Source organism: Paucilactobacillus oligofermentans DSM 15707 = LMG 22743 (assembly GCF_001434315.1).
Taxonomy (GTDB): Bacteria; Bacillota; Bacilli; order Lactobacillales; family Lactobacillaceae; genus Paucilactobacillus; species Paucilactobacillus oligofermentans.
On the sequence record NZ_AZFE01000031.1, the window covers coordinates 506,801 to 521,736 of the forward strand.

The 14,936-nt window shown below is 37.0% G+C and carries 8 protein-coding genes; 2 read left to right on the top strand and 6 right to left on the bottom strand.

Features of this window, described 5'->3' with window-relative positions:
• Window positions 1-292: 292 nt before the first annotated feature.
• Entirely contained in the window at window positions 293-2,341 is a 2,049-nt protein-coding gene (locus FC70_RS06035) for a LysM peptidoglycan-binding domain-containing protein (protein WP_083478656.1), read from the top strand.
• A gap of 65 nt (window positions 2,342-2,406) precedes the next feature.
• Here FC70_RS06035 and FC70_RS06040 read toward each other — a convergent pair whose 3' ends face one another.
• Window positions 2,407-3,597, bottom strand: a complete 1,191-nt coding sequence (locus tag FC70_RS06040) for an MFS transporter (protein ID WP_057890098.1) — start codon at window positions 3,595-3,597, stop codon at window positions 2,407-2,409.
• Window positions 3,598-3,810: 213 nt separating this feature from the next.
• Here FC70_RS06040 and FC70_RS06045 point away from each other — a divergent pair, with 213 nt between their 5' ends.
• Window positions 3,811-4,593: a (S)-acetoin forming diacetyl reductase gene (locus tag FC70_RS06045; RefSeq protein WP_057890099.1), complete on the top strand. Its 783-nt coding sequence runs from the start codon at window positions 3,811-3,813 to the stop codon at window positions 4,591-4,593.
• 78 nt (window positions 4,594-4,671) lie between these two features.
• Here the strand turns inward: FC70_RS06045 and FC70_RS06050 are convergent, their stop codons facing one another.
• The 5 genes from FC70_RS06050 to FC70_RS06070 form a co-directional block, all read right to left on the bottom strand.
• Window positions 4,672-6,252, bottom strand: a complete 1,581-nt coding sequence (locus FC70_RS06050) for a cation:proton antiporter (RefSeq protein ID WP_057890100.1) — start codon at window positions 6,250-6,252, stop codon at window positions 4,672-4,674.
• Window positions 6,253-6,487: 235 nt separating this feature from the next.
• Window positions 6,488-7,834: an aspartate aminotransferase family protein gene (locus tag FC70_RS06055; RefSeq protein ID WP_057890101.1), complete on the bottom strand. Its 1,347-nt coding sequence runs from the start codon at window positions 7,832-7,834 to the stop codon at window positions 6,488-6,490.
• Window positions 7,815-9,275: an APC family permease gene (locus tag FC70_RS06060; protein ID WP_057890102.1), complete on the bottom strand. Its 1,461-nt coding sequence runs from the start codon at window positions 9,273-9,275 to the stop codon at window positions 7,815-7,817. The genes FC70_RS06055 and FC70_RS06060 overlap by 20 nt, the downstream gene beginning before the upstream one ends.
• Before the next feature lie 267 nt (window positions 9,276-9,542).
• Complete coding sequence (locus FC70_RS06065; protein ID WP_057890103.1) at window positions 9,543-10,181, bottom strand: copper homeostasis protein CutC; 639 nt, start codon at window positions 10,179-10,181, stop codon at window positions 9,543-9,545.
• Between the two features lie 254 nt (window positions 10,182-10,435).
• Complete coding sequence (locus FC70_RS06070) at window positions 10,436-14,707, bottom strand: 2-hydroxyacyl-CoA dehydratase (protein ID WP_057890104.1); 4,272 nt, start codon at window positions 14,705-14,707, stop codon at window positions 10,436-10,438.
• Between the last annotated feature and the right edge of the window lie 229 nt (window positions 14,708-14,936).

The following is a 14,936-nucleotide window of genomic DNA, read 5'->3' on the forward strand; positions in this document are numbered from 1 at the left end:
AAACAGGATATAAAAGTAACTGTCTGTGATGTTAAATTTTAAACGATTATCGAATTACCGATAAATTAGGTTTTACCACTAACCCAAATTACACTTTCCGTCACATTCATCTATACTATTCAAACTAGTTTGTACCATACAAATAGTTGACACAGAGCCATATTGCGTGCTACATTTAATTCACTGATAACCTTAAGAATTCCTTAATCAATTTTATTCTTTCTTAGGTTATTCCGAAATCTAGTACTTAATGGATTTTACGTTCAATTTAACAAAAAGGGAGAGGTTAATTATGAAATCTGAAACAGAACAAGATTTACATTATAAGATGTATAAACAAGGTCGCAAATGGGCTTTTGCTGGTGTTGCTGCTTTATCAGTTGGCTTGGGGGCCACGGGTGTTGCTGCTCATGCTGATACAACAACCCCTCCTACTAACAATGATACCGAATCTACTTCAAATGATGATGAAAACATTACTAATAGCAACGTTACTGTCTTAGGCACCACAACTGATGATGATATCACTACCGTCGCAAGTACTAGCGATTCTGACGCAACTATCTCTAACGCTGCTGCTGAATCTAATGCAGCTGTTTCTAGTGCAGCTTTAGAAAGTACCGCAGCCACAATTTCAGAAGTTGCAGCTACAACTGCCACTGCAATTAGTGATACTCCAATCACTGCAGCCACCGCTGAAACTTACAGTACAGTTGCATCAAGTGCAGTTGCTCCAGAAACACCTGCTAATTCTGAAGTTGCATCAAGCGCTTCACAAGCAGATTCTAATAGCACCACCGAAATAACCAGTGAAGCTACTTCATCAGCAGCTGAAATCCCTGCCGTTGAAGATTCTAATGTCGTTACTGAAGCTATTGCTCCACAAGCTGATATAACTACAGTCACTAATAATCAACCCACTTTTAGCAACAACGATCGTTTACAAAACTTTATTGAAAGTGTTCAAACTGGGGCCATTTCTGGTTGGGATAAATACGGCGTCTTACCTTCAGTCACCGTTGCTCAAGCAATTTTAGAAAGCGGCTGGGGCCAATCCGACTTATCAACCCAAGCGCATAATCTATTTGGAATCAAGGGTTCATATAACGGTAATTCTGTTAATTATCCAACTCAAGAATATATTAACGGCGCCTACGTTACGATTTATGATTTGTTCCGGGCCTATGAAAATAATTCCCAAAGCGTTGAAGATCATGGTGCTTTCTTATCTGAAAACTCTCGTTATAACAACTTACTTGGTGACCAAGATTATGCTTCATTTGCTTCAAAATTACAGGCCGATGGTTATGCAACCGATCCAAATTACGCTTCATCACTGATTAGCTTAATTAAAATGTATAATCTAACTCAACTTGATACAATTGCTTTTTCAAATTCGTCAATTAATGGTTCAACTTCAGGCTCTTCAAGTACCAACGATTCTGCAAACTATGAAAACACTTCAACCGGTGCAAATAATAATAGTTCAGATTACTACACGGTTAGACAAGGAGATACCTTATCTGGTATCGCTAATAGCCATGGCACCACAACAAGTAAGCTAGCTTCATTAAATAACATCAGTAATCCAAACTTAATTTACGTTGGCCAAGCCTTACTAGTTACTTCTACTTCAACAAATATTGAAACCAATAATTCAACGAGCTCAACCGATATGAAGTATATCGTTCAAAGTGGCGATACTTTATCTAGCATTGCAGCCGATAACAACGTCTCAGTTACTAATCTTGTCACATTAAACAATATCGAAAATGCTAACTTGATTCATATCGGTGACGTTTTAACGATTAAAACCGCTAACGCTACGACCAGCAATACTTCCACCACTAAAAGTGGAACTTATACCGTTCAAAACGGCGATTCACTTTCAGCAATTGCAGCTAAGTATGGTATTAGCGTCGCTACGCTAGCCTCATTAAATAATATTACGGATACTAATCTAATTTTAACGGGACAAGTACTAACATTAGGTAACGTTGCAACTGATCTGTCATCTACAACTAATAACAATTCATATACCGTTCAAAGTGGCGATAATTTATATAGCATTGCGGCCGATCACGGAACAACCGTTGCAAATTTGGCAGCTATCAATGGTATTTCTAACATTAACTTGATTACAGTTGGACAAACGATTAATTTTAGTAATAAAACATCGTCAATTAATTTATCAAGTAGCACTGCCAGCTATACCGTCGTTAGTGGCGATTCACTATATACAGTCGCTCAAACTAATGGATTAAATTGGTCAGAATTAGCTTCTAAGAACAACATTGTAAGTCCATACATCATTTATCCTGGACAAACATTATCACTATAATTACCTACAAAAATAAAAACGCAAATTCTCGATTGAGAATTTGCGTTTTTTAATTAATAATATTTTTAATTGACCTTAACTTCACCACTATTAACGTTTTTAATAAAGAATGCGATCACAAACGACATAATCATAAAGACAATTACAACTAAATATGGCAAATGATAATTCATATCAAGTAACGCACCTGAAACTAATGGCCCAATCACATTTCCGACACTTGTAAGTGACATATTCATCCCATTAATCAACCCTTGATCAGAAGTACTCATCTTGGTCAACAACGTCGTAATCGATGGCCGTAAAATATCATAAGCCGTAAAGACAATTAACGTTGCGATGACAACTTCCCATTTCGAATGGGCAAGGATAATCCAGGCAATCCCGATGATACTGAAAAAGAAACAGGCACGAATGATTCGTGCTTCCTTAAACCAAACCACCAGTCGATCAAAGAATAACACTTGAATAATAATGGAAATTATTCCGTTAAGCGTTAAAACTAACGCGATGTTGCTCATCGTAAACTTAAAGACTTCATTTACATACAAACTATAGATGCTTTCAAACCCTTGTAGTCCAAATGCCGATACCAAAATCATTGCAAATAGCACTAACATTGGGACGGTCATCGTTTTTAAAAAGACATTAACTGATTTATGTTTCTCTTCAGGTGCGTCATCCTCATGCATCGCCATGGATTTATCACTTGGCAAAAATGCCCACAATGATAATGTTCCTAATAGCCCCAGCAATGCAGATAGCCAAAATGGCGTTTTAAGACTGATATTAGCTAAGATTCCACCTATCCCAGGCCCTAAGATTAATCCCGCACTAAAGGCCGCAGATAACCAGCCAATCACTTTAGCACGTTCTCGTTTAGTCGTAATATCTGCGGCTAATGCCATCGAAGTTGGTACATACATTGCAGCTGAAAGTCCCCCAACAGCTCGTGAGATATCAAACATCAATAAATTATTAGTTACCGCAAATAAAATTTCAGATAACATATACAGCAGTGAACCAATCACTAAGATTTTTTTACGACCGATTCGATCTGAAATTCGACCAACAATCGGTGAAGCAACGAATTGAACCAACGCAAATAACGAGGTCATTACACCCATATCAAAAGCCGTAAGATGTAAACTAGTTTTCAAGAACGGCATAACCGGTATGACTAAACTAATTCCTAGACATACTAAAAATTCACTGACCAGCAAAACTAAGATTGCTCGTTTTGTTTGTTTCTTCATTTCTTCACCTCAATTAATAATTTAAACACGTACAGAATAGTCTATCAAATAACATCTAATAATGTAAACCATTATGCCTATATATTAAGGTTTAATGGGCAAACATTAAAGACTTAATATTAAATCTTTAAAACTACGCATTTTGTTTGTGAAATTTCGCTTTTCATGGTTTAATGTAAGCGATTACAAAATAAATATATTGGGGAGTTTATTATGACAGAATTAAATGGAAAAGTTGCATTTGTTACCGGTGGAGCTCAAGGAATCGGAGAAGCAATTTCTAAACGACTTTCAAATGATGGTTTTGCAATTGCCGTTGCTGATTTAAAGGTTGAAACGGCAGCCAAAGTTGCAACCGAAATAAACAACAATGGCGGAAAAGCCATCAGCGTTCAATTAGATGTTGCTGATCGCGATAACTTCTTTGCTGGAATTAAGCAAACCGTTGCCGAATTAGGTCGGTTAGATGTTCTTGTTAATAACGCTGGACTCGGACCAACCACTCCATTAGAAACCATTACTCCTGAACAATTTGATCAGGTTTACCATGTTAACGTTGCTGGTGATATTTGGGGAATGCAAGCAGCCATTGAGCAATTCCTAAAACAAGGTGACGGTGGTAAAATCATCAACGCAACTTCACAAGCCGGGGTAGTTGGTAACCCTAACCTAACCCTATACAGTGGTACTAAGTTCGCCGTTCGTGGGATTACTCAAGTAGTTGCTCGTGATTATGCTGATCAAGGAATCACAGTGAATGCTTATGCTCCTGGGATTGTTAAAACACCAATGATGATGGACATTGCACATCAAGTTGGTAAAAATGCTGGTAAAGATGACGAATGGGGGATGCAAACATTCGCCAAAGATATCGCGATGAAACGTCTTTCAGAACCAGAAGATGTTGCAGCTGGAGTTGCATTCTTAGCTGGTCCAGATTCAAACTACATTACCGGACAAACCCTTGAAGTTGATGGTGGAATGCAATTCCACTAGTAACTAGTTAATTAATTTAATATTTAAAAAGGCTCAAATTCAGTTAATGAATTTGGGCTTTTATTTGGTAATATTTTATTAATCACGACCATACAAATCTGGTGTAATCACTAACGATTCTGCTAGTAAAACTTCCTTATAAATATCAAACACATAACTTTGATATTTAGCTTCGCGTTGTGAAATCATATCAAGATATTTTCGTTCTTGTAAAAAAGCATTCATAAATGCCCGCATTTCAAGTTCTTGCTCATCTTCATTAAAATCAGAGCGATGAACCGCTTCTAGCCAAGCATGTACAAAATCGCGTGTTTTCGTTCGTTCATTTTGTGTTGATAAATCAAATTTAACCGAACGTTTAACATTTTTAGGTAAATACATATTATCCACCGAAGCGAGGGCTCGTTGGACCATTTCTTTTCGAATTAAACTAACTTCAGCCAAAATTTCGGTTTGTGATGCCGTTTTATCTAAAATAAATCGGAAGGCAATCGTTGGAATAAGCATACTCAAAACAATAAACACGCAGGCCGACATAATTACTAAATTAAACTCACTACTTTTAATATGCATTTCTGCAACGGTAAATGCTAATGATAAAGTCACCGCCCCATGAACCCCGGCTAAGGCAAAAATCAAAGCATCTTTTCGCAACATCTTCATTCGAAAACGACTATATACGTAGCGCGTCATCGTATTTAACAGATAAAAAGTAACCCCCACCATTAACCAACCACCAGCATGATTCATAATGGCACCATCATTAATAATGCTAATAAACATGAACCCTAAAATTACGAACACCACACTATTGAAAATTTCCGTGATTAATGAAATTAAATCAAAGCCCAAGCGAATTTGGGGTGGATTAACTAATCGGCTTCGCTGTGCTTCAGCATTATGAACTAGGCCTGCACTAACAACAGCAATAATCCCTGAAACATGAATTGCTTCTGCGGCAAAATATAATAAAAATGGCGTAATTACATATAATACATTTTGGGCATTCAACGAATTAAATGAAGTTCGTAATAATTCTTGCCGAAATAAAATTATTATCCACGCCGTCACCATCCCAAACAGGACTCCGCCACCGGCTGAATAGATAAAATTGATAATTGTTTCACCAACATTAATATGCCCATTGGTGTACCATAACGCTGCCATATTCAATAAAATAATTCCTGAAGCATCATTAAATAGCGATTCTAATTTTAGTAGCGTAAATTCTTTTTTAGGTGTTTGTAGTCCATTAGTCACTGATTCCAATGCGGTTGCATCGGTTGGCGTACTAATCGCAGCCAACATAAATGCTAATGCAATATTGATATGTGTTAGTTGCCAAACACCAAAACCACCAACTAGCATCGTAATAATTACCAAGCTAACCGTTACTTGTAAAATCCGTTTTAGCTTTTTACTAACTAAATTAAGGCGCATCGCTTGGCCTTCAAAAAATAACAGCGGTGCAATAATTAGTCCCATAAAAATTTCTGAATTAAAACTATCCAAACTGCCCACGGCTGCCGGAATTAAAAATAATAATCCACCAATGATCATACTAATATAATTAACTGATATTTTAGGTATTAGTTGTGCAATTAAGATACTAACAATTGATGCCAGGAGTAATACAAAAACTAAAATCATTACGTTCATAGTAATTATGTTAATGGCGTCTATCCGTTGTTAATTGGCCATCACCTTTCGCTTACTTAGTCTCAAATATCTTACTTTTTTTAACGACGGACTGTCAAGAATCTGCCCTTGATAGTTAGCTTAATTTCACGCGACTTAACTAGTAGTATTCCATTATTTTTACCTAAACAAAAAACCGCAATTACCTAAAACCCACTAATACTAGGTTCAGTTAATTACGATTAAAATTTTTTTACTACCAGCCAATTTCATCTGCATTAGCCGGCAAGCTAAGTTTTCCTTGGTATAACTCTTCAAATGCTTGATCAAAAATATGAAAAGTTTTATTCAATTGTGCTTCTGTAATTACTAGCGGCGGTTGAAAACGTAGTACATTACCACGTAAACTTATAATAATAGCTCCCAGCTCAAAGACTCGATAAATCAACTTAGTAGTTGCTTCATCATCGCCCTTACCAGTTTCTGGACTAATAATATCAATTCCACCATCTAAACCATACATCCGAACATCACCGATAAAATTATATTTCTTTTGAGCACTTTCAAAATATTCTTTAGCCAAAGCACCTAATTTAACTGACCGTTCAAGTAGATGTTCATCTTCAATCACGTCAATTGTGGCCAAAGCGGCAGCCGTTGTTACCGGATTACCCGCCGTCGTAAATGTATGTGCTGGTGACCCAAGCGAGTTCATGATCTCATCTTTTCCAATTACTGCACTGAGTGGTAATCCCGAAGCTAGTGACTTACCAACTGACATCAAGTCGGGTTCAATTCCAAAATGCTCAATTGACCACCATTTTCCAGTTCGACCCATTCCTTGATTAACTTCATCAACGGCAAATAAAATTCCATTTGCTTTAGCAAAATTATAAATTTTTTTCATATATGCAGTTGGTGCTTTGATGATACCACCGTCACCTTGGATTGGTTCAATTAAAATTACAGCTACTTCATCAGCCGGTAGGTAAGTCTCAAATGGTTGCTTAAAAGCTGCAAACATCCGATCAACAAACTCATCATTAGATTCACCACTTAATCGTTGCCATGGATCTGGATAGGGCACCTTCACAACACCAGGTAAAAGTGGCCCAATTTTTCGGCTCATATTCAAGCTAACGGCTGAAACTGAAATTGCACCATACGTTGAGCCATGATATGCACCCGTAAAACTCACAATATTTTGGCGACCAGTATAGGCGCGAGCAAATTTAATGATTGCATCGTTAGCATCAGATCCAGAGTTCCCCCATGCTAGTGCCACATCACCACTAATCGGAGCCAAAGCAGCCAATCGTGGTGCTAATTCAGCTTCTGGAGCACTGGCAAAATACGCTGGAGTATATTGAATTAATTTAGCAGCTTGTTCTTGAATCGCTTGAACTATATGTGGATGCGAATGCCCTGTATTAGTAGACGAGGCACTAGCTAATAAATCAATATAAACGTTACCATCTACATCAGTTATTTCAGCCCCAGAGCCACTTTCAATCACAATATCATAATACTTAACTCGGGCAGCTTTTGATAAAACAGCTGTTTCTTTAGCTAATAATTGCTGACTATTCTTTTGTTGCCCCACTATCTACATCTTCTTTCTGTTTTGAAAGATATGAATGGTTAGCTCCATAAGCAAAATAAATAATTAAGCCTACTAGGAACCAAATTCCTGCATATATCTTGGCATCGTTTCCTAATCCCCAGAAAACAAATAATGATCCAATAAATCCTAGGGCTGGCATAACCGGATAAAATGGCATTTTAAATCCTGGTTCTGGAATGTCTTTTCCTTCACGTTGACGCAGACGATAAATTCCTAACGAAACAAACATAAAAGCAATTAACGTCCCAGCAGAAATCAATTGTGCTAAGAATGCAAATGGCAACAATGATCCTACAACGACTCCGATAACTGTTAATGTGAATAGCGCATGATTCGGACGGTTCTTTTTGTCCAGTTTACCCATCCATTTTGGTAACATTCCATCTCGACCAAATGAGTATAGCAAACGAGAGCCTGCCATCGTCATTCCAATTAGGGCTGTAAACATCCCTAATACAGAAATTGACTGTACTACAGCCGCAACTACTGGATGACCAGCATGGCGGAGTGCCCAGCCAACTGGTTCAGCGTTATTTGCATAATTAGAATACTTAAACATCCCAACCAATACTAACGAAACACCAACAAACAAAGCAGCCGCAATCGCTAGTGAGCCTAGGATTCCACGAGGCATGGTTTTTGAAGGATTTTTAGCTTCGGCAGAATTAGCAGCAATTGCATCAAATCCGATATACGCTAAGAAAATTTCTGATACACCAGCATAAATTCCTTGCCAGCCCCCAAAAGCACCGTCACTTGTTTCATGATATTTAGGAATAAATGGTACATAATTGCTGGCCTTAATTGCTGTTGCGCCAACAATCAAAAATAAAATAATTGCTCCGACCTTTAAAATAACTAATCCATTTTCAATTCGTGCAGCTGAACTGACCCCACGAGAAAGTAATAATGCGACCAAGATAATTGCGACAGCTGCCACAATATCAATCACCCCACCATTTGTTCCAAATGCATTTGAAATTGCTTTAGGCAAAGTAATCCCTAGCGGCGCAATTAAGCCACGAAAATTAGCTGACAATCCTGATCCAACGAAAGCGACGGCAATAAAGTATTCTGCCAATAAAGCCCAGCCAGCGATCCAACCAAAACATTCACCAAAAATAACATTAATCCATGAATATGCAGAACCCGCAAATGGCATTGCAGAAGCCATTTCAGCATATGCAAAGGCCACTAAACCTGCGACAATTGCTGCGACTAGAAAAGATAAAACTACGGATGGACCCGCATGTTGTGCAGCCACAACTCCCGGTAATGTAAAGATTGCTGTTGAAACAATTGTTCCAACCCCCAACGCAATAAAATCACGCACTCGTAATGATCGTACCAAGTGAGAATCTTTAGTTTTATAAACTGACGGATCTTCTTTACGGAAAATCTTTTCTTTCAAGCTAGCCATGTCATTCCTCCTACTGAATAATGTAATTAAATAAAACTATGTTTATGAATATATTTTAAATATATGTAAATACCAAATTAAATTAAAATCCGATTAATTTAGTTTAACAAATTGATATTAAATGTCAATGAAACATTATTTCAAACTGCGGATAACAAGCCTGTAATGGATATTTATTAGCCAAAATGTTTTTCTCATCTTATTTTAATCGTTTTAAAAAAGCCGCAATGCAAAGGTTATTTTTACATCACGGTTATGGAAGATTTTTTAATTAAGTTTAACAATTTTAGTTCCATGTACTTCACTAATCATTAATTTTTTAACGACTTCATCAACATTTTGATAGTTAATTCCACCGCCTGGCAAAATTACAATTCGTTGATCAGCATAATTAATTAACGTTTTTAGCCATTCATAATGTGCTTCAATCGGTTTGTTCATTGCCCCACCATGCGTCAATATTCTTGTAACACCTTGAGCAGCTAACCAATCAACCGCTTCAAATTGGCGTTCAAGTGGGATTAAATCAAAGGCCATGTGAAACGTAATCTGGATTTCACCTGCAGCAGCAATCAATTGTATCATTGCTTTTTCATCTATCCAATTGTCAGTTGTCAAACAGCCTACGACAATTCCATCAGCCCCAAACCGCTTAGCTTTTATTATCGTTGAACGCATACGTCTAATTTCAGCGTCATCATAAATAAAGTTACCTGCACTTAGGCGAATCATCGTCATCACTTTGACATCAAATTGATGAGCATGTTGTACAGCCAATTTAATCACATCATCTTTTGGCGTAATTCCCCCAACTGACAAATCATCACAAAGTTCAATTCGATTAGCCCCATTTGCGATTGCCACGGGTACATTATTAAAATTTTCAGCACAAAATTCTTTAATCATGATTTATTCCTTTTTATAAATTTCATCTGTAAACAAGTATAAATTAATCTCACTCATATTTCGAATTATATGTTGGCTTCAACGCCTAAGTACTAAATTTAATTGCATTTTTATGTAACTTATTCCCCATAATAAATTAGTTTCGTTTCGCACACTTTTTGAGTTCAACCAGCTCTAAAATAGAATAAAAAATGAGAAAACACAACTAATGTCATGTCTTCTCATTTTTTAAATATCTAGCTAATTTATTTAACTTAACTAACAACGTGCTTTTTTAAATTTTTATCTGCCGTTGCTAACATTAACCGAATTCGATTTAATTGATTAACAATTGATGTTCCCGGATCATAATCAATGGGAGCAATATTAGCGCCAGGAAACTGGCGACGAAGTTCCTTGACCATCCCCTTGCCAACAATATGATTAGGCAAACAGCCAAACGGTTGCATACAAATGATATTAGGCACATTATTTTTTAATAATTCAATCATTTCACCAGTTAAGAACCACCCTTCACCAGTCTGATTTCCTAATGATAAAATTTTACTAGCATCATCTGCGACGGATTTTATACCTGCCATCCCATCAAAACGAGTTGACGCAGCCAGTGCTTTTTGCATTGGCTGTTCGCACCATTCAATCATTTTTAAGACGGTTTCCGCAAAAATTCGTGCCTTCGCAGAAGCTCCTAATTTTTGATAACGATAAATTTGATTATACAATGAGTAGTTCATAAACCCAACAATATCTGGAACTACCACTTCAGCCCCTTCATTTTCTAGTAGATGAACAATATCATTATTAGCAATTGGCGAATATTTAACTAGAATTTCACCAACTAGTCCAACTTTAGGCTTGATAACTTCGTTTAATGGCACTGTATCAAAATCTTTCACGATTTGTGCAACATTCTGCTTAAACTCAGAGAAACTACCTTTTTCAACACTGGGACGAACTAATTCCAGCCAATTTTCGTGCATTTTGTCAATAATTCCTGGTTCTTTTTCATAAGGACGCGTCCGATATACAACTTTTTCAAATAAATCGCCATATAAGAAGCCAATTGCGACTCGTTTCAATAATGGTAAAGTCATTTTAAATCCTGAAGTGTGTTCAACCCCTTGATTTCCCATCGACATTGAAACTACTGGCACTTGTGAAAATCCAGCATCTTTTAACGCTTTACGAATAAGCGGAATATAATTAGTAGCTCGGCAACCACCACCAGTTTGAGTCATCATAACCGCAGTTTTATTTAAATCATATTTACCACTTTGAAGAGCTTCCAACATTTGACCAATTGAAATAATTGCTGGATAGCAAGCATCGTTGTTCACAAATTTTTGACCAACATCAATTGCTTGATGATCTTCCATAGGTAAATTAACTACTTTGTATCCAGATGCTTGTAAGGCAACATCGACTAATCCATGCTGATGAACTGGTGACATCATCGGCATCAACAAAGTATATCCAGCCTGTTGCATTTCTGGAGTAAAACTAATCGGCGTATCCAATTCGTGTTGCTTTTCAGGTAAAACATGAAGCCGATTACGCTCAGTAACAGCCGCTTTCAATGAACGTAGACGAATTTTGACAGCGCCCATATTAGTCCCTTCGTCAATTTTTAGTACTGTATAAAGACGATTATATTGTTCCATTATTTCTTCAATTTGATCTGTATCAATTGCATCTAACCCACAACCAAATGAATTCATTTGAACGAATTCAAGTTGTGGATTTTTAGCAGCAATACGAGCGGCGGCATAAAGTCGCGAATGGTAAACCCATTGATTTACGACTCGTAATCCCTTTACATCACCTAAATGAGCAATTGAGTCTTCTGTTAAAACATGAAACCCTTCTGCGGTCATCAATTGTGAAATTCCATGATTAATTTGTGGATCCAAGTGATATGGACGTCCCGCAAGTACAATTGCCTTTTCATTTTTATCATGTAGCATTCGCATAACATCTTCACCACGATTGCGAATTTTTAATTTAAAATCTTCAAGCGCCGCATAACCAGCATCTAACCCTACAATAATTTCCTTTTTCGTAATCCCTAAGTGTTTGAACGCCTTATATAAGTTATTTGCGGTCGATTTTCTATCAGCTAAATTAAGATATGGATCAATATAATCAATATCCCCATTACGAATTTCATCGACATTATTTTTAATTACATCCGGATAAGATTGCACGATTGGACAATTAAAATGATTTTGCGCATCACTATTTTCATTCACTTCATATACTACTGCCGGATAAAAAATCCGTTCATAGCCATCTTCAATTAACTTAGCAATATGTCCATGAACCTGCTTAGCTGGATAACAAACTGTATCACTCGGGATTGTTTCCATACCTTTTTCGTATTGAGCTTCATTTCCCTTATGCGATAACTCTGCTCGAATACCAATTTGATTAAAAAATGTCTGCCATAATGGATAATTTTCATACATATTTAAAACCCGTGGTAACCCAATTCGACCATGAACAGCTTGCTTTTTCTTCAATGGACGATAGCTAAACAATAATTTATATTTTTCTTCAACTAAATTAATCTTACCGTTATCTTTATGTGTTCGGAGTTTCAGGCCTCGTTCTTCCCCACGTTCACATCGATTACCCGTAACAAAACGACGTCCATCATTGAAAACGGTAATTGTTAACTCACAATTATTTTCACAACCACCACAGTGCATATATTCTTTCGTAGCAGTTAAATTATCCATTTGCTCTGGATGAAGCAACGTTGTTTCATCCCCTGCTTGATAATTTTCTTCTGCAATCAGCGCTGCCCCATAAGCACCCATTAGTCCCGCAATATTAGGACGAATAACTTCCCGCCCGGAGATCTTTTCGAAGGCTCGCAATACCGCTTCATTGTAAAAAGTACCTCCTTGACAGACAATATGTTCGCCTAAATCTTCAGGACGTTTAATTTTGATAACTTTATAAAGTGCATTTTTAATAATCGACATCGATAAACCGGCTGCAATATCACCAATAGATGCCCCTTCTTTTTGGACTTGTTTCACTTTGGAATTCATAAACACTGTACATCGTGAACCTAAATCAGAGGGATATTTAGCTAAAAGAGCAGCCTGTGCAAAATCTTTGATATCATACTTCAACGAACTTGCAAAGGTTTCTAAAAATGAGCCACAGCCAGATGAACACGCCTCATTCAATTTAATCGTTGATAGTGAATTATTTTTAATCGTCATGGCCTTCATATCTTGACCACCTATATCCAAAATAAAATCAACATTAGGTTGGAAAAATTGAGCAGCTTTATAATGAGCCACCGTTTCAACCTCGCCAACATCAACCATCAAAGCATTCTTAATTAAATGTTCACCATAACCAGTAACCGTTGTTTTTCCTATTCGAACACCTTCAGGTAATTTAGCATACATATCTTTCAAAATTGCCTTTGTTTTTGCTAATGGGTCACCATCATTACTATCATAGTAAGTATAAAGTAACTTATGATCTGTACTCATTAAAGCTACTTTGGTTGTGGTTGAGCCTGCGTCAATTCCTAGGAATGCCGTCCCTTGATAAGTACTTAAATCACGCTTTTCAACTTGTGCTTTCCCGTGGCGTTGTCGAAATTGCTGCAATTCTTCGTCATCCACAAATAGAGGATCCAAATGATGCGTCGGTTGCATCACTGAATGATCCCCATTAATTAATAACTCTAATAAATCAGCTAAGGTTGTGGCTTTCTCATCTACCGCATACAAAGCCGCTCCTTTAGCAACAAATAATTGCGGATCCTCTGGAAAAATTACCTGCTCTGGTGGTAACTGCAAGGTCGTAATAAACCGATATCGTAATTGATCCATAAAGTACAAAGGTCCACCTAAGAAAGCAACGTTACCTTTAATTTTGTGTCCCGCAGCTAAGCCCGAAATTGTCTGATTAACCACTGCTTGAAAAATACTAGCCGCAATATCTTCTTTATGAGCCCCATCATTAATCAATGGTTGCACATCTGTCTTTGCAAATACACCACAACGAGAAGCAATCGGATAAATTTTTTCAGCATTTTGCGCCATCACATTCAAACCATTGGCGTCAGTTTTTAGCAAAGATGCCATCTGATCAATAAATGCCCCGGTTCCACCAGCACAACTACCATTCATCCGCTGTTCCAACGAAGCACCAAAAAATGTTATCTTAGCATCTTCACCGCCCAGTTCAATACTGACATCGGTTTCTGGAATTAATTCTTCAACCGTTTTCGTACAAGCGATTACTTCTTGAACAAATTCCAATTTGAGTAAATTAGCCAACCCAATCCCACCGGAACCAGTAATCGTAAATGAAATTGGTTCTTTACCATCTAATTCTTCAAGTGCTTCCTTGATCACCCGTTCACTAGCTGCGCGTACATCAGAAAAATGACGTTCATATCGTGAAAATAACGTCTTCCGTGTTTCACTATCCATTACAACTAACTTGACCGTCGTTGACCCGACATCAATACCACCAATCAATTTTCGGTTACTCATACCAATCTCCCTATCACTTAAAATTATTTGATTAAATCAATTATTTTAAAAGCTCAATATTTTAAATTAGCATTTAGACAATATTCAAGTCGCTAACTGTTCTCCAACAACAGCCAAGATATACAACAACTTGTCTATTAAAATTAAACCTAGTTTAATCCCTTATGGATTGTGTTTCAATGAACAATATTTTTAAAAATGTATTTTATTTAACATAACTATTGATTTT